At 50.2% G+C, this 20,311-nt stretch carries 27 protein-coding genes; 23 read left to right on the forward strand and 4 right to left on the reverse strand.

The features are described 5' to 3' along the window. The first annotated feature begins 6 nt into the window (after window positions 1-6). The 18 genes from JYE50_RS06505 to JYE50_RS06590 all read left to right on the forward strand — a co-directional run bounded on the left by JYE50_RS06505 (window position 7) and on the right by JYE50_RS06590 (window position 12,193). Window positions 7-552: a DUF402 domain-containing protein gene (locus JYE50_RS06505; protein WP_179138432.1), complete on the forward strand. Its 546-nt coding sequence runs from the start codon at window positions 7-9 to the stop codon at window positions 550-552. A gap of 28 nt (window positions 553-580) precedes the next feature. After that, window positions 581-1,354 (forward strand): class I SAM-dependent methyltransferase, encoded by a 774-nt coding sequence (locus JYE50_RS06510; RefSeq protein WP_084097028.1) that lies wholly within the window; start codon window positions 581-583, stop codon window positions 1,352-1,354. 25 nt (window positions 1,355-1,379) lie between these two features. Then, the gene (locus tag JYE50_RS06515) at window positions 1,380-1,880 is read left to right on the forward strand and encodes a GNAT family N-acetyltransferase (protein WP_179138433.1); all 501 of its coding nucleotides are present in this window, start codon (window positions 1,380-1,382) and stop codon (window positions 1,878-1,880) included. Between the two features lie 40 nt (window positions 1,881-1,920). Beyond that, on the forward strand, window positions 1,921-2,718 hold the full coding sequence (locus JYE50_RS06520; protein WP_084097032.1) for a class I SAM-dependent methyltransferase: 798 nt from the start codon (window positions 1,921-1,923) through the stop codon (window positions 2,716-2,718). 17 nt (window positions 2,719-2,735) lie between these two features. Beyond that, a complete protein-coding gene (locus JYE50_RS06525; protein ID WP_084097034.1) occupies window positions 2,736-3,698 on the forward strand; it encodes a CHAP domain-containing protein in 963 nt (320 codons plus the stop codon). A 21-nt stretch (window positions 3,699-3,719) separates the two neighbouring features. Next, window positions 3,720-4,511, forward strand: a complete 792-nt coding sequence (locus JYE50_RS06530) for a nucleoside phosphorylase (protein ID WP_084097036.1) — start codon at window positions 3,720-3,722, stop codon at window positions 4,509-4,511. A gap of 36 nt (window positions 4,512-4,547) precedes the next feature. Beyond that, on the forward strand, window positions 4,548-5,336 hold the full coding sequence (locus JYE50_RS06535) for a histidinol-phosphatase (protein ID WP_084097038.1): 789 nt from the start codon (window positions 4,548-4,550) through the stop codon (window positions 5,334-5,336). A 30-nt stretch (window positions 5,337-5,366) separates the two neighbouring features. Next, a complete protein-coding gene (locus JYE50_RS06540; protein ID WP_084097040.1) occupies window positions 5,367-5,897 on the forward strand; it encodes a nucleoside/nucleotide kinase family protein in 531 nt (176 codons plus the stop codon). 41 nt (window positions 5,898-5,938) lie between these two features. Further along, window positions 5,939-6,856: a phosphotransferase family protein gene (locus JYE50_RS06545; protein WP_179138434.1), complete on the forward strand. Its 918-nt coding sequence runs from the start codon at window positions 5,939-5,941 to the stop codon at window positions 6,854-6,856. Window positions 6,857-6,858: 2 nt separating this feature from the next. Next, a complete protein-coding gene (locus JYE50_RS06550) occupies window positions 6,859-7,380 on the forward strand; it encodes an ATP-binding protein (protein ID WP_084097044.1) in 522 nt (173 codons plus the stop codon). 135 nt (window positions 7,381-7,515) lie between these two features. Next, window positions 7,516-8,163 carry an NUDIX hydrolase gene (locus JYE50_RS06555; protein ID WP_084097046.1) on the forward strand — a complete coding sequence of 216 codons (648 nt, stop codon included), beginning with the start codon at window positions 7,516-7,518 and terminating at the stop codon, window positions 8,161-8,163. A gap of 31 nt (window positions 8,164-8,194) precedes the next feature. Then, entirely contained in the window at window positions 8,195-8,683 is a 489-nt protein-coding gene (locus JYE50_RS06560; RefSeq protein ID WP_179138435.1) for an AAA family ATPase, read from the forward strand. Window positions 8,684-8,711: 28 nt separating this feature from the next. Continuing rightward, the gene (locus JYE50_RS06565) at window positions 8,712-9,140 is read left to right on the forward strand and encodes an NUDIX hydrolase (RefSeq protein ID WP_084097050.1); all 429 of its coding nucleotides are present in this window, start codon (window positions 8,712-8,714) and stop codon (window positions 9,138-9,140) included. 15 nt (window positions 9,141-9,155) lie between these two features. Next, window positions 9,156-9,779 carry an HD domain-containing protein gene (locus JYE50_RS06570; RefSeq protein ID WP_084097052.1) on the forward strand — a complete coding sequence of 208 codons (624 nt, stop codon included), beginning with the start codon at window positions 9,156-9,158 and terminating at the stop codon, window positions 9,777-9,779. Between the two features lie 21 nt (window positions 9,780-9,800). Further along, window positions 9,801-10,370: a bis(5'-nucleosyl)-tetraphosphatase (symmetrical) YqeK gene (yqeK, locus tag JYE50_RS06575; protein WP_084097054.1), complete on the forward strand. Its 570-nt coding sequence runs from the start codon at window positions 9,801-9,803 to the stop codon at window positions 10,368-10,370. Between the two features lie 7 nt (window positions 10,371-10,377). Continuing rightward, the gene (locus JYE50_RS06580) at window positions 10,378-10,965 is read left to right on the forward strand and encodes a GNAT family N-acetyltransferase (protein ID WP_084097056.1); all 588 of its coding nucleotides are present in this window, start codon (window positions 10,378-10,380) and stop codon (window positions 10,963-10,965) included. Between the two features lie 23 nt (window positions 10,966-10,988). After that, window positions 10,989-11,396: a GNAT family N-acetyltransferase gene (locus tag JYE50_RS06585; protein WP_084097058.1), complete on the forward strand. Its 408-nt coding sequence runs from the start codon at window positions 10,989-10,991 to the stop codon at window positions 11,394-11,396. Between the two features lie 32 nt (window positions 11,397-11,428). Next, the gene (locus JYE50_RS06590) at window positions 11,429-12,193 is read left to right on the forward strand and encodes an MBL fold metallo-hydrolase (RefSeq protein ID WP_084097061.1); all 765 of its coding nucleotides are present in this window, start codon (window positions 11,429-11,431) and stop codon (window positions 12,191-12,193) included. 44 nt (window positions 12,194-12,237) lie between these two features. Here JYE50_RS06590 and JYE50_RS06595 read toward each other — a convergent pair whose 3' ends face one another. Then, a complete protein-coding gene (locus JYE50_RS06595) occupies window positions 12,238-12,930 on the reverse strand; it encodes a tyrosine-protein phosphatase (RefSeq protein WP_084097063.1) in 693 nt (230 codons plus the stop codon). Window positions 12,931-13,102: 172 nt separating this feature from the next. On the opposite strand from JYE50_RS06595, the gene JYE50_RS06600 reads away from it, so the two are divergent. Beyond that, window positions 13,103-13,978, forward strand: a complete 876-nt coding sequence (locus JYE50_RS06600) for a nucleoside hydrolase (protein WP_084097065.1) — start codon at window positions 13,103-13,105, stop codon at window positions 13,976-13,978. A gap of 16 nt (window positions 13,979-13,994) precedes the next feature. Here JYE50_RS06600 and JYE50_RS06605 read toward each other — a convergent pair whose 3' ends face one another. Continuing rightward, window positions 13,995-14,603, reverse strand: coding sequence for a hypothetical protein (locus JYE50_RS06605; protein ID WP_143763686.1), 609 nt, complete (start codon window positions 14,601-14,603; stop codon window positions 13,995-13,997). Window positions 14,604-14,874: 271 nt separating this feature from the next. Between JYE50_RS06605 and JYE50_RS06610 the strand changes: the two genes are divergently transcribed. Beyond that, window positions 14,875-15,636, forward strand: coding sequence for a helix-turn-helix domain-containing protein (locus tag JYE50_RS06610; protein WP_179138437.1), 762 nt, complete (start codon window positions 14,875-14,877; stop codon window positions 15,634-15,636). A 201-nt stretch (window positions 15,637-15,837) separates the two neighbouring features. Here JYE50_RS06610 and JYE50_RS06615 read toward each other — a convergent pair whose 3' ends face one another. Further along, window positions 15,838-17,106, reverse strand: coding sequence for a trypsin-like peptidase domain-containing protein (locus JYE50_RS06615; protein ID WP_084097071.1), 1,269 nt, complete (start codon window positions 17,104-17,106; stop codon window positions 15,838-15,840). A gap of 357 nt (window positions 17,107-17,463) precedes the next feature. On the opposite strand from JYE50_RS06615, the gene JYE50_RS06620 reads away from it, so the two are divergent. Next, entirely contained in the window at window positions 17,464-17,988 is a 525-nt protein-coding gene (locus JYE50_RS06620; RefSeq protein WP_179138438.1) for a GNAT family N-acetyltransferase, read from the forward strand. A 226-nt stretch (window positions 17,989-18,214) separates the two neighbouring features. On the opposite strand, the gene JYE50_RS06625 is transcribed toward JYE50_RS06620, so the two are convergent. Beyond that, window positions 18,215-18,454: a hypothetical protein gene (locus JYE50_RS06625; RefSeq protein ID WP_084097075.1), complete on the reverse strand. Its 240-nt coding sequence runs from the start codon at window positions 18,452-18,454 to the stop codon at window positions 18,215-18,217. Between the two features lie 302 nt (window positions 18,455-18,756). Here JYE50_RS06625 and JYE50_RS06630 point away from each other — a divergent pair, with 302 nt between their 5' ends. Together JYE50_RS06630 and JYE50_RS06635 are read left to right on the forward strand one after the other, a co-directional pair. Then, window positions 18,757-19,668, forward strand: a complete 912-nt coding sequence (locus tag JYE50_RS06630; RefSeq protein ID WP_179138439.1) for an alpha/beta fold hydrolase — start codon at window positions 18,757-18,759, stop codon at window positions 19,666-19,668. Next, window positions 19,665-20,309, forward strand: a complete 645-nt coding sequence (locus tag JYE50_RS06635) for a TetR/AcrR family transcriptional regulator (protein ID WP_084097077.1) — start codon at window positions 19,665-19,667, stop codon at window positions 20,307-20,309. The genes JYE50_RS06630 and JYE50_RS06635 overlap by 4 nt, the downstream gene beginning before the upstream one ends. Window positions 20,310-20,311: the final 2 nt, after the last annotated feature.

A 20,311-nucleotide genomic window follows, 5' to 3' on the forward strand; every position in this document is an offset into this window, starting at 1 on the left:
AACATCGTGAAAGAGCTGAAACAGAAGCACCTGGACAGGCGGGAATGGTATTCCGATACCGATCGGGAATTTGCCTGTATGTATCACCGGGATGACTGCTTTGCCGGTGCGGTCGGGCTGCTGACCTTCACAGGTCTCCCAAAGCCGGAATATGTCAATTCCGTCCGGGGTGAAATGTGTATCGCGGACAAGGGGTACCAGTGGCTGGAGCTCGTCCCAGAAAACGGTCACTGGGCTTTGACCGCCATGTTCCGGGATGATGAGCTGTTCGAACAGTATATTGACATCACCCTGGAGAACGAAGTGTCTGCTGACGGAAATGCCGTATTCACCGACCTGCTCCTGGACGTTGTCATCCTGCGGGACGGAAAACCGGTCGTTCTGGATATGGAAGAACTGGAGGATTCGTTTGCGGGCGGTGCCGTCACACAGGAACAGGTCGAACTGGCAAAGCGGACTGCCGATACGATTATGGCCTTCTATGCAGCCAACAGGGAGCAGATCATCCGGAAGCTCTTTGAATACCGTTCCTTTTTCAGGGAACATCTGTAAATTGAAAATAAAAGGAGGCATAAAAACGATGGAATACAGGAAAGTGTTTGATAAGATCCCCGACCAGTTTGACAAATTCAGACCCCGATACAGCGCCGAACTCTTTGCTGATCTGATCAGCTATGCCGGGATAGGCCCCGATGTGCCGGTACTGGAGATCGGTCCCGGAACAGGCCAGGCAACAGATCCGATCCTGGATACCGGCTGCGATTATCATGCGATCGAGCTGGGCGAACACCTGTATGAGAAAATGAAGGAAAAATACGGCAGCCGTTCCAACTTCCATATCGTGAATGATGATTTCATCACCCATGATTACGGAACACAGAAGTTTGATATGATCTATTCCGCGGCAACGATCCAGTGGATCCCGGAAGCTGTTGCCTTCTCAAAAACCTTTGACCTGCTGAAGCCGGGCGGAACACTCGCGATGATGCTGACCAGCGATGATTACAGGACTCCGAACGAAGCATTGTATAACCGGATTCAGGAAGTCTATGCCAATTATTTCAAGCCGGAAGCACGCTATACAGAAATGCATGCTCCCTTCTCCTACACCAACGCCCCCGCTTACGGCTATGTGGATTTTGAACGGCGTGAATATTATGGAAAACGCGTCTTTACCGCGGATGAATACGTTTCATACTGCGGAACCCACTGCACTTCCCTCGTGATCCCGGAACCTTACAAAAGCCTGTTCTTCAATGGTCTGAAGGAAGCTGTGCTGGATGCCGGTAACAGGATCGTTTTCAATGATACCTACGTCCTGTATCTGGCAAAAAAGCCTCAGGAAACGGTTTGATAAACTGCAGTGCGGGGAGATTTCCATGGAAGAGAAGTTTATCTGTAAGATCGCGTCCCCGGAGGAAATGGATCGGAAATGGGATTATGAGATCGAAAGCAATCCCTCTGACCGGGATAACTGGATCACCTGGAAGGCCGAAGCGATCAGCGGCCGCCTTTCAGGCGTTTCCCTTCCCTACTACGGCATTCTGGACGGAAACATCATTTGCGAGGCAACAGCCTTCATCCGGCAGGATCTGCTTCCGGACTGCAGGGATGTGATGGATGAACACACCGCTTATCTCGGAGCCTTCCGGACCGTGGAAGCCTGGCGGGGCAGAGGGTATTTTTCCAGGCTCTTTTCCTTTATGCTGGAGGACCTGAAGCAGCGGGGATTCACGAAGTTTCTCCTCGGTGTGGAACCCGAAGAAACGGTCAATCAATCGATCTACGCCCATTGGGGTTTTACGGAGCTTGTAAAATCCGGAACGAACACTTACCCGGACGGCACGGTAATCCGGGTCGACTACTACCTGAAGCAATAACCAAAAAAGATTGAATGCTGTGACGGGGAGACTGAAACAGATGCAGATAAACAATGGAAAAGGCTGGACCTTCAACGCTGTACCGGAGGTCTATGAAAAGCTCCGTCCCGGTTATCCGGAGGAATTGTATCAGGCGGTATTCGCATATGTTCAGCTTGGTCCCGCCTGCACAGCCCTGGAAATCGGCATCGGTACGGGACAGGCAGCACCGCCCGTCCTGAAAACCGGCTGTGCACTGACTGCGGTGGAATACGGTGATCGGCTGGCACAGGTGTGCAGGGAAAAGTTCCGTGATTATCCCCGTTTTTCAGTGATTACCGGCAAATTTGAGGACGCCTGCCTTCCGGAGAATGCGTTTGACCTGGTATACTCTGCAACCGCCTTCCACTGGATTCCGGAGGAAACCGGATATCCGAAGGTTTTCCGGGTCCTGAAGCCGGGCGGTGCCTTTGCAAGGTTTGCCAATCATCCGTACCAGGCAAAGGATAATCCGGAGTTGTCCGAAGCCATACAGCATGCCTATGCTCAGTACTATTATCCTTATTACAAAAAGCAGCCGGCAAAACCTGCCGGGTTTACGGAAGACCGGGCAGCAGCGATAGCGAAAATTGCGGATAAATACGGGTTTACCGATACGCGGTATGCCCTGTTTCACAGGCAGCGGATCCTGACAGCCGCTGAATACCGATCGCTGATCGGAACTTACTCGGACCATATTGCCATCGTGGAAAGCGTCCGGGAACCTTTCCATGACGCGATAGAAGAGGCAGTCAACCGGTATGGCGGTTCCATCACAATTGATGATACCATTGATCTGCAGCTGGCCAGGAAGCCATAAAGAAGGTTGGGACAGTCATGGAAAAAGCAACCCGAAAAGCGTTGGCAACGATCGCAGAAGAAAAAGCCCGGCTTCCCTTTCATGGGTATATTGAAGGCAAGGAATCCAATCTTGAGCCCCTTATCCGGTTTTTCCCCGGGTGGACCCTGCAGGAAGCAGACGGCGTATGGTGTGCAGCCTTCGTGTACTACTGTTGCAGGGAAGCAGGGTTTGATCTCCCCATCCGGCCGGACGAATGCAGGTCCTGCCATCTGGCGGGATGTATTGCCTGGGAAGAGTGGGCGATTGGCGATGACCGGATCGGTTATCATAAAGGAACGGATACCTTTGTGCCGGAAGCCGGTGATATTGTTCTTTATGACCGGGTCTTCAACAATCAGGAGCATGACCATATCGGCATTGTTCTGCGGAAACGCGGAAACACCCTCATCGTAGCGGAAGGTAATAAGGACAACATATCGCAGATTGTGGAACGTCCGCTGGGCGAACATATCCGGGCGTATATCAGGATTCCGGACGGATATCGGTATGACCGTACCGGCAGTGCGTTTTTCATAGGCTTTAAGGGGAAAAGCAACGCCTCTGCCGTTCTGGTCCGGTCAGTCTCACCTGACCATTCCCTGCTCACAAATTCTTTTACAGGGCTCAAGAAAGATATTGAAGCGCTCAAAGCAGACTGTGGTTCTGTGTATCTTTTTGGTGTTGATAAAAACCTGAAGGATTCGTTCCGGATCGAAAAGGTCGCGGAAAAAGGAGGCAGCCGGTTTGAAACCTGTCTCGATACAGATGCCCTTCGGAAACAGCTGGAAGCTTCCGGAATCAGAACTTGTGTTTCAGAACGCCCGACAAAATACCTGTGCAACGAAGCTTATTGGGAACTGCTGCGCAAATTCGGCGGCAGGGCTGTTTTGATCCATATACCCACAATCAGGTATAATGACGAAAGCTGGCCTGCAAAACTCACACAGATTCTGCGGTGAACACGGAAGGAGCTGAAAGTCATGCCCTGGTATAATCCGGATGATCATTCTGCCCCTGTCATAGATCCTGTCTCACAGATAAAAAGCAAATACCCCGGAATGCAGGTTCCGGTACTTCCGGCCAGGGCTGTTGTCTTCTGCCTGGGGAAAGGGATTCCCGTTCTGAAGGAGCATTATTCCTGTTTTCAGATCATGGAAAAACTCCCCGGCTTCATCACCCATTCCGAGGTGCTTGGCATTAACGGCATTCCCGGTGTCTGCTTTCTTCACGGCGGCTACGCTGCCCCTCAGATCACCTGTACAATAGAAACCCTCCGCGTCCTTGGCGTCCAGGAAGTGATACTCGTCGGGCTTTGCGGCGGATTCGGTGAAAACCTGTCTGTCGGCGATATCCTCCTGCCTGAAAAAATATGGAGTGAAGAAGGCGCCTCCCTGCACTACCTGGAATCTCCCGGGTTCGCGCAGGTCACTCCTCCTGCCCCCTTTGACAGCATCGCTTCCTTTTTCATGGAAAAAGGATATCAGGTGTGCCGGAAATCCACCGTAACCACCGATGCCGTCTACAGGCAGACCTGGAGCAAGGAACAGCGCTGGCGGGAAATGGGCTGTGTGGCTGTGGATATGGAAGCCTCCGCGCTGGTAAACATCAGCAATCTTTACGGCATCCGGAATACTGTGATCCTCATGGTTTCCGACCGTCATCCGCTCAGTGCGGACAGTCCTGCCTGGGAGTGGGGCGGTGCGGATTTCGGGGAAATGACCCGGCGTTTCATCCTGGACTGTGTCGCTTACGCGGTGGAACCCGGCAAATGACCAATTCAGCAATATTACAGACTAGGGAGATAACAGATGACTCATATGACGGATGGTCATATCCATATTGAACGCGGACCCTATACTTTGGAATGGATCAATGAGTTTGTGAAAAAAGCCGTTGAGATGCAGCTTGACGAAATACGGCTTCTGGAGCACTGCTACCGGTTTGAGGAATTCGTCCCGATGTACGATTCCGTATGCGCATACAGCGACTATGTAAACAAATGGTTCCACAGCCAGGCCGGCGTGCTGAAACTGGCGGATTACCTGGAGCTGATCAGGAAGGTCCGGAATGAGCAGTATCCCGTAACGATTCGATTCGGTCTTGAAATATGCTATTTCAGGGAACATGAATCCTTCATCGCTGAGCAGTCCAAAGGCAAAGGCTTTGATTTCCTGCTCGGGAGCATGCATTTCGTTGATGATTTTGCTTTTGACCATAAAGCGGAACACTGGGCCGGGATTGATGTGGACAGGATCTTCCGCAGGTATTATGAAGATTCGGTTGCACTGGCTGAAAGCGGATTGTTTGACGGTATCGGTCATCCGGATACTATAAAGCTCTTTGGTCATAAACCTTCCTACCCGCTGACCGGATATTATGAAGACCTGGCTGCCGCGCTTGCGAAAAACAATATGTACGCGGATCAGAACAGCGGGGCTGAAAGGAGATGCCCCGGCACTTCCCTTGGCATGGAACCGGAACTGCTCCGCATCCTGAAGAAGCACAACGTGAAAATAATCACTTCTTCGGACGCCCATTGTCCGGAAGACGTGGGATATAAGATCCGGGAACTGAACGACTGTATTCAGAACTGCTGATAACAGAAATGACTGGAAGGTGTGAAGCCTGTGAAGATCATCGTCATAGCCGCCGTAACAGCCGGTGGGAAAACCACCGTGGTCAATGAGATCAAAAAGCATCTGCCCCGCTGCGCTTCCCTGCACTTTGATGATTATTCCTTTGAGGGTGAAGTGGAAGATTTCCATCAGTGGGTCCTGGACGGAGCGGATTATGACGTATGGGATCTTTCACCCCTGAAGGCGGACATCGAAAAGATCATGGACAGCAACGCGTATGATTACCTGCTGCTGGATTACCCATTTGCGTATCTGAACACGCAGATCAGGGGCTATATCGACTGCGCCGTTTTCATTGATACCCCGCTGGATATCGCCATGGCCAGGAGGGTGCTCCGGGACATGAAAGATGCCTCCGCCGATGAGATCCGGACAGAGATGGATGTCTACCTCAAATATGCCCGCATTGCCTACGTACAGATGCTGGACGCTGTACTTCCCTCCTCGGATTACGTGGTTGACGGATCAAAGGACCTGGAAAGTATCACAAGTAAGATCATAAATATCATCCTGGAAAAGTAATACAATGGATTATCAGTCTGTTGTCAGAAAGGATGCAGTTTATGAACATGCAGGATTACCTCAGGGGAAACCGGATAAAAGAGATCAGGACCGGCCAGAGCGGCGCGGATGTCTGGGAGATCGGCAATGATACCGTTCTGAAGCATATAGAGCGCAGCCGGCTGGAGCCCTCCCGGTTCGATACCTATTCCCGGGAAGCGCTGTTTTATCAGGCTAAGGCAGGCACTGCGGACTATCTACCGCAGGTGCTGAACGTGGAAATCTCGGAGGATGAGATCATCCTGCTTCTGAAGAAATACGGCAGTCCGGACCGCAGTGCCCTTGACGATACCCTGCTTCGCGGGATCACACACACCCTGGCCCGGATCCATATAGATACAGTGCCCGCTTTCCTGAACGCTGATAAAGCCCCTGCGGAACGCCTTTCCACCGGGCGCATTAAGGAATGCCTTGACGGGTGGAAAAGCATCCTGGATGAGCATCCCGGAGCTTTTGACGAAGCGCCGCTCAAAGCCATTGCGGAAAAGATCAACCGGATCATTGAGTGGCATGACACAGAAGAGCGTGTCCTGTCCCACGGGGATTTCCACTTTGATAACCTACTGACGGATGAACAGGGAAACATCCTGGTCTGTGACTGGCAGGGTGTAAACCTGGGCGGAGCCTCCGGCGACCTGAGCTTCTTCATGAGCCGCCTGGGTTCCGACGGAGTTTCTGTTGATCCTGCTTTCCTCCTACAGTCCTATGCGGACGCGGTGCTGGAACTGACCGGCCGTACGGTGGATACGGCCGCCATTGCCGGCCATATTGCCGCTGCCAACGTGATCACCTCCTTCCTCTTCTGGTATCAGTTCCTCCGCGGTGCGGACACCGGAAGGGTGCGGGGGATCTATGAAAAGATGGCTGGCGATTTTCGTCGGCTGGAAAGTATCTCTGATATAAAAACGGATGGAGAATGAATATGGTTATACTGATCGCCGGTGCGTCCCATACCGGTAAAACGCTGCTGGCCCAGCGGATGCTGGAGAAATACCATTACCCTTATCTTTCCATTGACCACCTGAAAATGGGCCTGATCCGCAGCGGAAACACCCTTCTGACTCCGGATGATGACGATGCCCTGACAGAATATCTCTGGCCCATCGTCCGGGAAATGATCAAAACCGCCGTTGAAAACCGGCAGAACCTGATCGTCGAAGGCTGCTATATCCCCTTTGACTGGCAGAAGGATTTTGACGATGAATACCTGCCCTCCCTCCGGTTTATCTGCCTTGTCATGACGGACGGGTATATCGACACTCATTTTGAACAGATTGCCGGTCATGCTTCTGAAATAGAAGACAGGATGGATGACTCGGACTGCAGCGCCGCAAGCCTGAAGGAATCCAACCGTAAACTGATCATGGGCTATCAGAACGCGGGCGAACAGGTAGTCCTGATCGATTCGGATTATGACTCGGTCATCGCCCGTCTTCTGGACTGATAACCGCAAGGGAAATCATGTTCTTATGGATCGGGTTATGATATAATCTGGAAGATCGTTTGTGCAGCACAGCACTGTCCCGGCGGCAGTTCAGCCGTCATCCCGGAGACACACAACGGAAAGGAGCATCCTCAGATGAACCGCAAAATCAACAAGGATCATATTGAGGCACTGTATGAAGCACGGTTCCTGAACATGTATGACCTGCAGTACGCGGAAGGTAAGCATTATTTTGTGGCTACCCGCCGGGGAAAAGAGAACCTCACTGCGAAAAAGAGCGATGCGGAATTCCGGGAGATGCTGCCGGACGCCGTGACGATCGCCGTTGTGCTGCATCTGTCTGGAAATGAAACCCGTCTCCTGATGTCCTATGAATACCGCTACCCTGTCGGACAGTTCCTGCTGAGTCCTGTGGCCGGCCTGCTGGATCCGGATGACCGGGAAAACGATGATCCCCTGGTAAGCGCCGCGATCCGCGAGATCCGGGAGGAAACTGGTCTCACAGTCAAGGAAAGCGATAAGGTCTATGTCCTGAATCCCTGTGCTTTCTCCTCCCCCGGCATGACGGACGAGAGCAATGCCTTCCTCTGTGCGGAGATCACGCTGGATAATCTGGATGACCTGAACCAGAACGGTGCGGAAGGTTCTGAACTGTTCAACGGCTTTGAACTGCTGGACCGGAAACAGGCGCAGGAGATTTTCCGGACCGGCCGGGATAAGCATGGCAATTTCTATTCCCTGGCCGCCTGGATGGTGCTCAGTATCTTCCTTTCACAGTTCTGAACCGGGTCAGGTATACAACAGGGAGCTCAGTATGAAAGTGATCATCCTTAACGGCCCGATGGGTGTGGGCAAAACCACCGTGGGCAAATACATCGCGGACCATTATCCCGGCACCGCCTTTATTGACGGAGACTGGTGCCTGGATCTCCATCCCTTTGTCGGAAACCGGGAAACGAAATCCATGGCTGTCGATAATATCCTGCACATGATCGGCAACTACATGAAATGCTCCGTCTGCAAAATGATCGTGCTGGTCTGGCTCATGGATGACCCGTGGGCCCTTCGGGCCATCACTGACGGGCTTGCCGCCCTGCAGGCGGAAGTGAAAAGCGTTACCCTGGTTTGTGATCGGGAGAACCTGATCCGGCGCTGGGAAAACGATCATAATTGCGAATGGCGAACAGATGAATGGCTGAAAGTCAGCCTGGCTTCCCTTCCTGCCTTTGCCGGTATGGAAAACCCAATGGACACCGCCGGCCTGTCTGTCGAACGTATCGCGGGCAGGATCATGGAGTCCTGAAACACGGAAAGGAAAACAAGCAAAGGCAATGGTTGAAGTCCGGTTTTATGATAATGTGGATGACGCGCTGCTGAAGTTCGCCGTCATCATTGCCAGGAGTAACGGCAAATGGGTTTTCTGCAAGCATAAGAAACGGAATACCTATGAGATTCCGGGAGGCCACAGGGAAAACGAAGAAGCGATTATTGAGACCGCCCGCCGGGAACTGTATGAGGAAACAGGTGCGCTGGATTTCAGCCTTACGCCTGTCTGCGTTTACTCTGTAACCGCGCCGGACAACTTTGACGGTCAGGAAACCTTCGGCATGCTTTACTATTCGGATATCCGGCGCTTTGACGAAGAACTGCACAGCGAGATCGAAAAGATCGTCCTGACAGATGAACTGACCGACAGCTGGACCTATCCCCTCATCCAGCCGAAGATGATCGAAGAGGCAAAACGCCGGGGAATTCTGTAAGCATTGGAGACTGATATGTTACCGACAGTGGAAGAAGCACTGAAAGAACTGAAACTGGCCGGGGAACTGAATCCGGGACCTTGGATCAGGCACTCGGTCAACACCGGTATCGCCGCGCGGAATATCGCTGAAAAGCTGCCGTCGCTGGATCCTGAAAAAGCCTATATTGTCGGACTGCTCCACGATATCGGCCGTCGGGTCGGCATTGTGGATATTCCCACGCATGTGCTCGAAGGTTACCGGTACTGTATGCAAAAAGGCTGGGACGAGGCTGCCAGGATCTGCATGACCCATTCCTACCTTCGGATGCAGGATGAGTTTGACTATGATCCGGAAACCGAAACTGAAAAAGCCATCAAGGCCTATATCATGGACTGCCGGGCGAATGATTACGACAGGCTGATCCAGCTGTGTGATTCCCTGGCCGCTGACTATGGCTTTGTCATCCTGGAAAAACGTTTTGTGGATATTGTCAGGCGCCACGGGATCATGGAAGGCTATATCAAAGGCTGGGAGATCGCTTTTGCAATCAAGGACGCCTTTGAGAAAGAGATGGGCTGCTCCATCTATGATGTGCTTCCGGATATAGGCAAAACTTCCCTCCTGACGCCGAAGCCCTGGAAACCCGGGGATAAATAAGCCGGCTGCGGAGGATATGGCATGATTGATTCCATCAGGAACACCTATCTGGATCATCAGAAAGTAAAAACGCTGAAGCATGTGGAAGAGGTGGCTGAAACAGCCGTTCAGCTTGCTGTCATACATGGCCTGGATCAGGACAAGGTCCGTCTGGCCGCGCTGCTCCATGATATCAGCGCCGTCATGACGCCGCAGGCAATGTATGACCTGGCTGTCAGCCGCAGGATGCCTTTGGATCCCGCCGAGGAAAAGTATCATTTCCTGCTTCACCAGAGGATCTCCCGTATCCTGGCTGAGGAACAGTTTGGTATTCATGACCCGGATATCCTGGATGCGGTTGAATGCCATACAACGCTGAAAAAGAATGCCGGTCTGTATGACAAGGTCATCTTTATCGCGGATAAGATCTCCTGGGATCAGGAAGGACTGCCGCCGTATTATGACATGCTGAAACAGCTGGCTGAACAGTCCCTGGACGAAGCCTGTTTCTTTTATATCAGTTATCAGTTTGACCACAATCTTCTGCTGATGCCCCACCGGTGGATCAGGGAATCTTATGAGGATCTGAAAACAATACTTGCAAAAGGATGAGAATAAAATGGAAAACAATCAATACGAGATCGTTGCGCTGCCGAAGGAACAGTGGAAAGGAACTCCGATTCCGATGGCAACCCGGAACGACAGCTATTATGATTTTGAGATCAGCCCGCTGGGCCATGACGGATGCACCATATCTATTGTCCGGAAACCCGCGGAGCAGGACATCGTTCACACACCTGAGGAATATGATTTCCCGGACGGACTGTACCAGGACCACTGGGAAAAAGCTGAAGCCTACGGCATTGTCGGACCTGGCGGGGAAATGCTGGCCTGCATTGAGGTCTGCCCCGAGGAATGGTCCAACAGGCTGATGGTCACCGAACTGTGGGTTTCTGAAGGACTCCGCCGCAAGGGCATCGGGAAACGCCTGATGGATAAAGCCAAGGAAATCGCTGTAAACCAGAAACGGCGGGCGGTCATTCTGGAAACCCAGTCCTGTAACACCAAAGCCATCGCTTTTTATCTCAGCCAGGGATTTGAACTCATCGGCTTTGACACCTGCTGTTACACAAACAATGATATCGGGCGGCGTGAAGTCAGGATTAACCTGGGCTACTTCTTCCACCGTGAAGGCCGCAGACGATAAATACCAGAGAGGAGAAAACACGTATGACTATCATTGATCTGACTGAGGAACAGGCAGAGGACATCGAAGAACGGCTGGAAGCATTCGATGAAAGCTACATCACCTACAAAATGGACGGCGAGATCCGGATTGGCATTGAGGATGACGGAAAACTGGTTGCCGGCCTGGATGCCTGCGTCACCAACTTTAAGGTCCTGTACGTATCCACTGTGTTTGTGGATGAAGAGTACCGCCGGAAGGGCCTCGGCGCGCGGCTGATGCGTGAAATGAAAAAGCGGGCTGCCGCCATGGGCGTCAACAACATCCGTCTGGATACCTACGACTGGCAGGGTAAAGAATTCTACGAGACCCTCGGTTATGAATGCGTCGGCCACTATGACAACAAAGAGGACGGTTTCTCGGAATACTTCTACCTGAAAAAGCTTGGCTGACAAAACTGAGGACGCGGAGAGGAAACCCTGAGATGGACAGCTGGTTCACCGTTGAAACGATCGATTCCCAAACCTATGCCATCAGCGAATACAGGCATTGGGAGGAAACCCACTGCTACCTGCTTTGCGGCCGTGAAAAGGCCATTCTCATTGATACAGGCCTTGGGATCTCCGGCATTCGGAAAGTTGTGGAAGGGTTAACAGACCTGCCTGTCACAGTGGTAACCACCCATGTCCACTGGGATCACATCGGCGGCCACGGGCTTTTTGATACCATCGCCGTCCATGAGCTGGAAAAGGACTGGCTGGCTGTCCGCTTCCCTCTCCCGCTTCAGGCGGTCAAAAACAGTCTCACCATGCGTCCCTGCGACTTCCCCGATGGATTCAACCCGGAGGATTACCGGATATTCCAGGGTGAACCGCAGATCATTCTGCGTGACGGTGACTGCCTGGACCCCGGCGGACGGGAAATACGGGTCGTTCATACGCCCGGCCATTCTCCCGGCCATTGCTGCTTTTATGAGCCGGACCGTCAGTATATGTACACCGGCGATCTGGTCTATGAAGGCTGCCTGGACGCGTTTTATCCGACCACGGATCCGATTCTCATGTACAAATCCGTGAAACGGATCAGTCAGTATGAGGTGAGCAGGATCCTGCCCGGCCATCACCGGCTGGATATACCTGTCTCCCTGGTCAGCCGGGTGGAAGACGGGTTCACTCAGATCGAGCAGCAGGGCCTGCTTCGGCAGGGAAACGGACTGTTTGAATTTGATGGTTTCCAGATCCGGATCTGAAAAGAAAAAGGTCCATCGGCTAATAACCGATGGACCTTTATTGTTCACTCCAGGATCTTTTTCCGGAAGGCTTCCAGTTCCCCGTCTGTGATGCCCAGCCTTCCGCGGATGTAATCGCTGCCCATTTCCTCCCATGCTGCCCGGATATACTTCTCATCCGCGATATAGGCCCGGTAGGCGCCTTCGGCTACTTCCTCGCCATGGGTCTCCAGCAGCTTCTCGCGGACTTTGGCAGCCTTTGGCAGGTTGATCAGGTTGGTTTTCAGGTAATCCTCCAGGATAGTTTCCCGGTCAACGCCCAGGGCTTCCAGGACCAGCGCCGTGGTCATCCCGCAGCGGTCCTTGCCCTCCGTGCAGTGCCACAGGACCGCGCCTTTGCTGTAGTCATGCTCCAGGATGGTTTTCAGGATCTTCCGGAAGTTATCGGCATACACCCGCATCAGGATGCCGTACAGCACTGCCATGTCGGGAATCGCTTTGTTTTCCGCTTCTTCCTCATGGCTGATTCCCTCATTCATCTTATTGAAAACCGGCACGGGAAGATATTCCCTTCCGCAGGTCAGGTCCGGCATTTCTTCCCGTTCCGCCTCGGTCCGCAGGTCTATGATCGTCGCGATCCCTTTCAGGTCATTCTCCTCCGCCTCGGCAAGCTTTGCTGAACGAACCAGCATGCCGTTGCGGATCACTTTACCGTCTTTTGTCTTCATTCCTCCAAGGTCACGTTTGTTTTGAATCATGTCGTTTTTAACCCTTCTCGTTTTTGCCGCGGCACAAGGCCGCCACAATACGGAATTTTATCATACCCCTCCGGTGCTGTCCATGCAGTTTCACGCTGGCATGACGGGTTGCGTTCTGATACAATACACTCATCAGAGCCAGTGGATAATATACATTTTCAGGAGAAAAACCATGCTGAAATATGATGTTGTGGATTCCAAAAAAGTACGGGTGATCATCGATTCCGACACCGCCTGTGAGGCGGATGATCCTTTTGCCATCGCCTATGCACTCATGAGTCCCAAGCTCATCGTCAGGGCCATTGTGGCGGAGCATTTTGCCCAGCCGGGTTCCATGGAAAAAAGCCGGGAAGCCGCCCTGCGTGTTACCCGGGCCATGGAATCGGATGTGCCGGTGCTTCACGGCGAGGAAGGCCCCGGGGAAACCGGAGAGCCCTCTGAAGGGGTTCAGTTCATCATCCGGGAAGCCCGCACACCGGATATCCATCCCCTTTTCCTGCTCTGCATGGGCGCATTGACCAACATAGCCCGTGCGCTGGCGGAAGCGCCGGATATTGCGGATAAAGTAACCATCGTCACCATCGGCGGACATCCGTATGATATGCAGGAGATTCCCTGGAAGGAATTCAACTTCGGCAATGATCCGGATGCCGCCAATCAGGTGCTGCAGTCAGAAGCCCCTGTCTGGCAGATTCCCTCCAATGTCTATGGCAGCATCCGTGTCGGCCTTGCGGAACTGCAGGAGCAGGTTATGCCTTACGGAGCGATCGGTCAATATCTCTTTGACCAGATGGTAGCCTACAACGCTACCCCCGCCGCTTCATGGACACAGGGTGAAAGCTGGGCCCTGGGAGACTCCCCCTCCGTTGCCGCTGTATTGCATCCTGCCTGTGGCAGGACAGAATGGCAAACGGTCTGCCATGTGAATGAAGACACCAGTTATTCACCGCTCCCCGTTGCCAGGAAGATCCTGGTCTACCGGGATATGGACAGCCGGTACCTCCTGGGGGATTTCTACGCGAAACTACACCTGCTCTGGCCCGTGTGATACAGGGCGCTTTTCCTTAGTCTCCCTGACCCTCAGGCTGGTCAGGGAGACCCCATTCGGAAAAGTCCCTGTTCCTGGCGCTCTTTGCAATAATATCGGCAATCTTCCATACCACGGCGTCTTTTTTATACTCTTCTTTTTCCCCGGTAAATATGCTGATTTTGTACAGCTTGCCGTCAAGTCCTTCCAGGCCGATCCCGTACAGTTCGGAAACCTCGGTCGGATATTTGTTCCGGTAGAACAGCACTTCCTTACCGTAGCGTTCCTCCGTATGGACTTCCGCCGTGATCTCCTTTTTCATCTGCTTCTTCAGGTCTTTGTACGTCATAACCTCGGGTTCAAAACAGCGAAGCTGCAGGGTATAGTCTTCATTGGCAGCCACAAAGATGATGCCGGCTTCCTTTTGCGCGTCATCCAGCGGATAGGAATAACTGTCAGTCGGAATTGCGAACGTGACCCCGCCATAGGTATATCCGAAATAATACCAGCTTTCCGGGTCACTGATAAAACCGTTCTCGTCAAAAGTCACGTCAAGGTTGATCTCAGCCGCGGCGCACACCTGGATCGTCAGCACAGCCAGCACCAGCATCAGGGCAATGATCATCTTTCCTTTTGTTCGGAACATATGTCTTCTCTCCTGCCTCTCCTGTTCACGGGGAACAGTCTTTTTGTTTTGGGAATACCGGAACCACCGGCCTGCTGTTTCCTATTTTTGCATATTCATTCTTTCAAATCAACATGCTTTCTGTTTTCCGCGGGTGTTGTGTCCCGTATGCTTTCTTCCAACCTCCAGTTGGATAATATTCCAAAATTCACCTTATGCGTTATTGATTTCCATATGTTTACAGCATATACTTTCAGCACCGGCCGGAAAAACATGTATGGGAGATGATCAAATGAACGCGATAAAAATCTGTGAGCAGATCAGTTTTTTACGGCGTCAGAAGGGGATTACCCAGGAAGCCCTTGCCAAACACCTGGGCGTCACAAACCAGACGATCTCCAAATGGGAATCGGGCCAATGCTGTCCTGACATCCAGTTTCTTCCGCGGGTCGCGGACTACTTCGGAGTCTCAATCGATGAACTGCTTGGGCACACCCCGAATTCCAGCCTGGAAGCCCTGTGCCTGTCGCTGAAGAAGTACTTTTCAGAACTGCCTGAAAAAGAATGCTTTGACAGCGCGTACCGTCTGGCCGCACAGCTGCACGAAATCGTTATGAGCAGCGGATACAGGAACAGTGTCCACTGGAAGGAAAAGAACTACGCCAAAGAACCCGTGAGCCATTGGGGACTTTCCGCCCGGAGCGAAGCGGAAGGCTGTTCCGTCAGGGACGGCGATCTGATCCTTTTCACCGACAGCAGGGCCTGGAGCAGGCTGAAAAAAGCAGAAATCAGGAAGCTTGCCTGCATGCTGGAACAGTTTGCCGATGAAAAAGTACTGAAAGTCTTCTTCACGCTGCAGGATCTGACTATGCGGGATTCAGACCGGTATGTTTCTGCCGGTGAAATTGCCGAATCCCTGAAAATGAATACTGACGATGTGGAGAAGATCCTTTCCGAGTTGCCCGTCACTGTGCGGGAAGACGAAGATGAAGAAAAGTACCGCATTGACGGTTCCGCAGCCTGGATCCCGTCCGTGCTGACTTTACTGAGATAACCGTATTACCCGAAGTAAAGGGAGCCTGCAAGGCAGACTCCCCTTTTTCTTATACTCTTTCCTTCCACACACATCATTTATTCTCAAATTCCACATGTTTATTCGTTACACGCAGGTAGTATAAGTCTAACAAACAGTAAGCCCGTTTTTTTCATGACGAATTCCTCCTTTGTGCAGTCTCAATCTACTACTTAACTAATTCTATTGGCCTTGATTGATCAAATATATATATTCGCTTTTTATATATCCTTCTATCATATTATAGCTTACCCTTGACCACATTTCTCCCTGTTCGTTTGTTTCATTGGATAAAACAAATACACGCTTGCCAACGGGAAGCGGTTCTCCAGCTAAAGCCGAATCGATAGAAGGGCCAGTCCGGAAATTGACAAGATGATTAATAATTCCAAATAGATTGATAGTCACGCCGGAAGGCAACTTGTCAGTTGATGAATAAATCGGAGCAGGCGTGGGCTGAGCGTTATCATATTTTTTACCATCATTTTCATCAATAAGATTTATACAATCACTTCTAACATAGCCTACTTTGCCGTTATAGTTTATTCTTGACCACACTTCACCAGCATCATTCATCACATTCATGATGAGATATACATATTCACCAGCTGCTATCGGATTTCCATTTTTAGGAGAATTCGTAGACGGTCCATTTCGGAAATTGACCAAACGATTGATTATCCCATACCGATTAAGGAATTCATCTACCGGTAAAGTGTCTACTAAAGGTGGTGGCGGCGTTACTCCAACCATATCCCATGATCGTGCAGATCCTAATTGTTCATAGTTGTTTTTGTCCCACTGATCATACATCTCCAGAACATATTTGATTGGTATAGCAAAATTCAAATTCTGTCCTTCTTCAATACCAGCAGAAGTTACACCTATTACCTTGCCTATATCATCAAACAAGCAGCCGCCACTACTTCCATGAGATATAGGAGCAGTAAACTGAATATATTCTATATCATCCATCTTAGGGAACGCACCAATATTGCCATATGCCACGGTATTCTGAAATCCTTTTGGGCTACCAATCGTTACCACTGGTTGACCTCGTTTTAATATTTCATCCCCATTCAATTCCAAAGAATTATACTGTTTGCCTTCCGGAAACAACAGAATTGCTATATCATGTGCTTCATCAGACATAACCACTTTATCAATCATATACATATTATTGTCATCATCCCATACCTTAAGATATGAAGCATCTTTGATAACATGCTGATTGGTAACAAAAAGATGTTCATCAAAAGCTACAAAGCCACTTGCACTTGAAATAATACTATGTTGACTATCATATGTTTCAACATAAAACAAAGATTTTGCTGCTAGATCTATTTTTTCATAATCTTCTCTAAAAGAATAAGCTGTTTCTCCACCCGCTTGTCCCGAAAGACATATTAATGACAAGACTATAACTACAATTAAAGCCACAATACGTTTCATATATATTCTCCTGCTTAAGTCTTAAAGCTGAGGTCATCATATATTTACATAATCATTGTTATTCTGTAGCACATCATAGCACATCCCACAAAAAAGAAAAAGAACTATCCAGATCATACTGAATAATGCCGTTCGTTCATCTTCCCTTGGAGCTGGAGATACTCTCCCTTTCACGCCATAATCCTCTCTCACTGGCTTCTTCATGTATAACTTTAGGGGATTTCATGTGCTGAGAATGCAGGATTATGAGGATCCGGCAATCCCATATAATCTCTTTTCCGTCCCCTGCTTCTGTCATATAATAGCAATTGATCACTATCAGAGTTTTTATACTTATTGATAATCAGGAGAATGCATATGGATGTTTTCTTTGAAACGGAACGGATCCTGGCGAGAAAACTCGAACCGGAAGATGCTGCGAGATTATATGAAAATCACGCAGAGGCGAAAGTGAAGAAATGGTTCCCGAACGAAAGCTATGCTGATATTGATGAAGCCAAAGAAGCCATTCTTTTTTTCAGGGATTGTGTTGATCAAAATCGCTTGCCTTTTGTCCTTGCGATTCAGCTGAAAGAAACCGGAGAACTGATCGGTGACACAGGGGTCAGTGAAGTTGAGGAAGAACCGGACGCATTGGAGATCGGCTATCAGATTTGTGAAAAATATAACGGAAAAGGACTGGCAACAGAAGTCCTTAATGCCATGACAGCATTCTCATTCGCCCGGCTTAACGCGACGATCAGTTACGGACGCGTTGTCCATGGAAACGCGGCATCGGCAAGGGTGCTGGAAAAAGCAGGATACATGTTTGTCAATGAGGAATATGGGGCTGAAGATGATCCTTACGGTAATGGGATGTTGGTATACAAGAGAGAGGCATGATAACCCGGAAAGCGGAAGATACTTGGACCCGGGAAAAGTAGCGCATTAAAGGTTCAGCAGGCTGGCCGGTCATCATCCGGCGTCTTTATGTTCCGTGGCAGTGATTGGCACCTTCTGTGTTAATTCAAAAAAGGGAGCAGGCACTTCTCTGTGTCTGCTCCCTTTTTCGGGTCTATGCAGGTATACTGCAACCTTTTTCCGTCTGTTAACTCCTACGGAGTAAGCTTTACTTATCAGTCTTTTTACCGTCTTTCAGCAGTCCGCAGACAAGGAAACCAATACCAACGACCAGCGCGGCGATAGTGGCAATCAGCAGGTTCGGGCCGACGTAGCTCAGGCTGTTCCCGAACAGCTCAGCGCTCCAGGAAGAAGTGTTGCTCATGAAGATGGCAGCGGCCACGTACCGGGCACCGGCCAGAATTGCGGCGATCAGGCAGAAAATTGCTCCTGTAATCTTGTTGTTCATTTTCGTATCCTCCTTGCCCTTTGGGCTTCTTTCATTCTGTTTCCGACCGGCTTTTCCGCCAGCCATATATATATACGCTTGTTATAAGAGGATGGCTGTTAGTTGTGGTTTTTTCGAAATAAAAAAAGAATCATGTATTTGCAGGGGTTTTGACAGCATCGTTCCTAAGCATTGTAAACCACGGCAGCTTACAGGAGCCGAGTTGACAAGTGACCGATCGGTAACTAAAATAAGGTTACCGGTCGGTCACTATTTTATTTTGCTTGGGAATAACGAAGATCGTGTTGAAATAAGGAATGAAGATGAAAAGAAAGAAAAAGAATAAAATGATAGCACTATGTATATTGGGGATTATCGTCTTGGCTCTTGCGGTAGATTTTATACTGGTCAGGAAAACAGCGCTGGACAGATTTGCAGTCTATGAGGCGAAAGCCCAAAGCATAAATAGTTCCTATGGAAAGATCAGTTATATAGACGAGGGTGAGGGAGAGCCCTTTCTTGTCTGTCATGGAATTACCGGAGGGTATGACCAGGGTTTTGATGTGTTGAGCGGACGTACAGACGATTACAGGGTTATTGCACCATCAAGGTTCGGATATCCCGGAACAGATATGCCGGAAAACGCCACAGTAGATATGCAGGTAGACGCATTTATTGAATTTCTGAATGCGCTTGGCATAGAGAAAACCTTTATCGTGGCTACCAGCGCCGGAGGAACAGTCGCGCAGAGATTCGCGTTGATGTATCCCGAAAGATGCAAAGGTCTGGTGCTGTACTGTTCAGGATATCCGGCATCGGAGAAACCGGCCAAACCGGCTGCAGGAATGTCAGGACCTCCGGAAATGTTGTGTAATGACATTGCCATGTGGATGATCAGTCCTTTGTTTAAACCGGTCATGGGAATGGAAAGCAGTGTGATAAAGCAGATTATGCCGATGAAAGAACGCAGGGCAGGCATAGTCTTTGATGGAGAAGTTGTGAATAAGGATCATACTGATCACTATGAGAACTATGATTTACGAAATATAAAAGTACCGGTTCTTATTATTCATTCTGAAGACGATAAGCTGGCAGATCCGGAGAAAGCGAAGTACTGGAGCAATGAAATACCCGATTGCGTTTCTGTTTTCTTTTCAGGCGGAGGCCATCTCATGACCGGCAACAGCGAAGAGATCAATCATGTACTGGATGAGTTTGTGGAGGAAAACAAATGAGCACGAAAGAATTGATTCTTGAAGAGGCACTCAGACAGTTTTCGCAAAAAGGCTTCGACGGAACATCCATGAGTGACATTGCCGGCCCGCTGGGGATATCGAAAGCGGCGCTGTATAAGCACTTTGAAAGCAAGCAGCAGATCTTTGAGGAGATCATAGCGGAGTCGGAAGTAAAGTATAAAGCCTTTTTCGAAAAACTGTCGGTTCATTTTCTGACTGGCAGTCATGAAGCAATGAACAAACAGGATGTGGATGTCTACAGCGGCATCACATCAGAAGGATTATGTGAAAATGTTCTGGCATTCGTCCGCTTTTCCATGAGTGATGAATATTCAGGGCAGGTGCGCCGTATGCTGACCATATCACAGTTCCAGAGCAGAGAACTGGGCGAAACGTATACGAGACGATATGTTGACGCTATGCTGGGATATGATGAAAAGCTCTTTGAACAGCTGATGAAAGCGGGCGTCATAAAGCCTGGAAATCCAAAGGTGCTCGCCGCGATGTTTTATGCCCCGGTAATCATGTATATGGGAATATGGGACAGAGAACCGGACAGGGCTGATGAATGTGAGAAAGCAATCAGGGATCATGTTGAACAATTCTTTACAATGACGAAACATATGGGCAGCGTACTATAACG

The organism is Aristaeella lactis, assembly GCF_018118585.1.
Lineage (GTDB): Bacteria > Bacillota > Clostridia > Christensenellales > Aristaeellaceae > Aristaeella > Aristaeella lactis.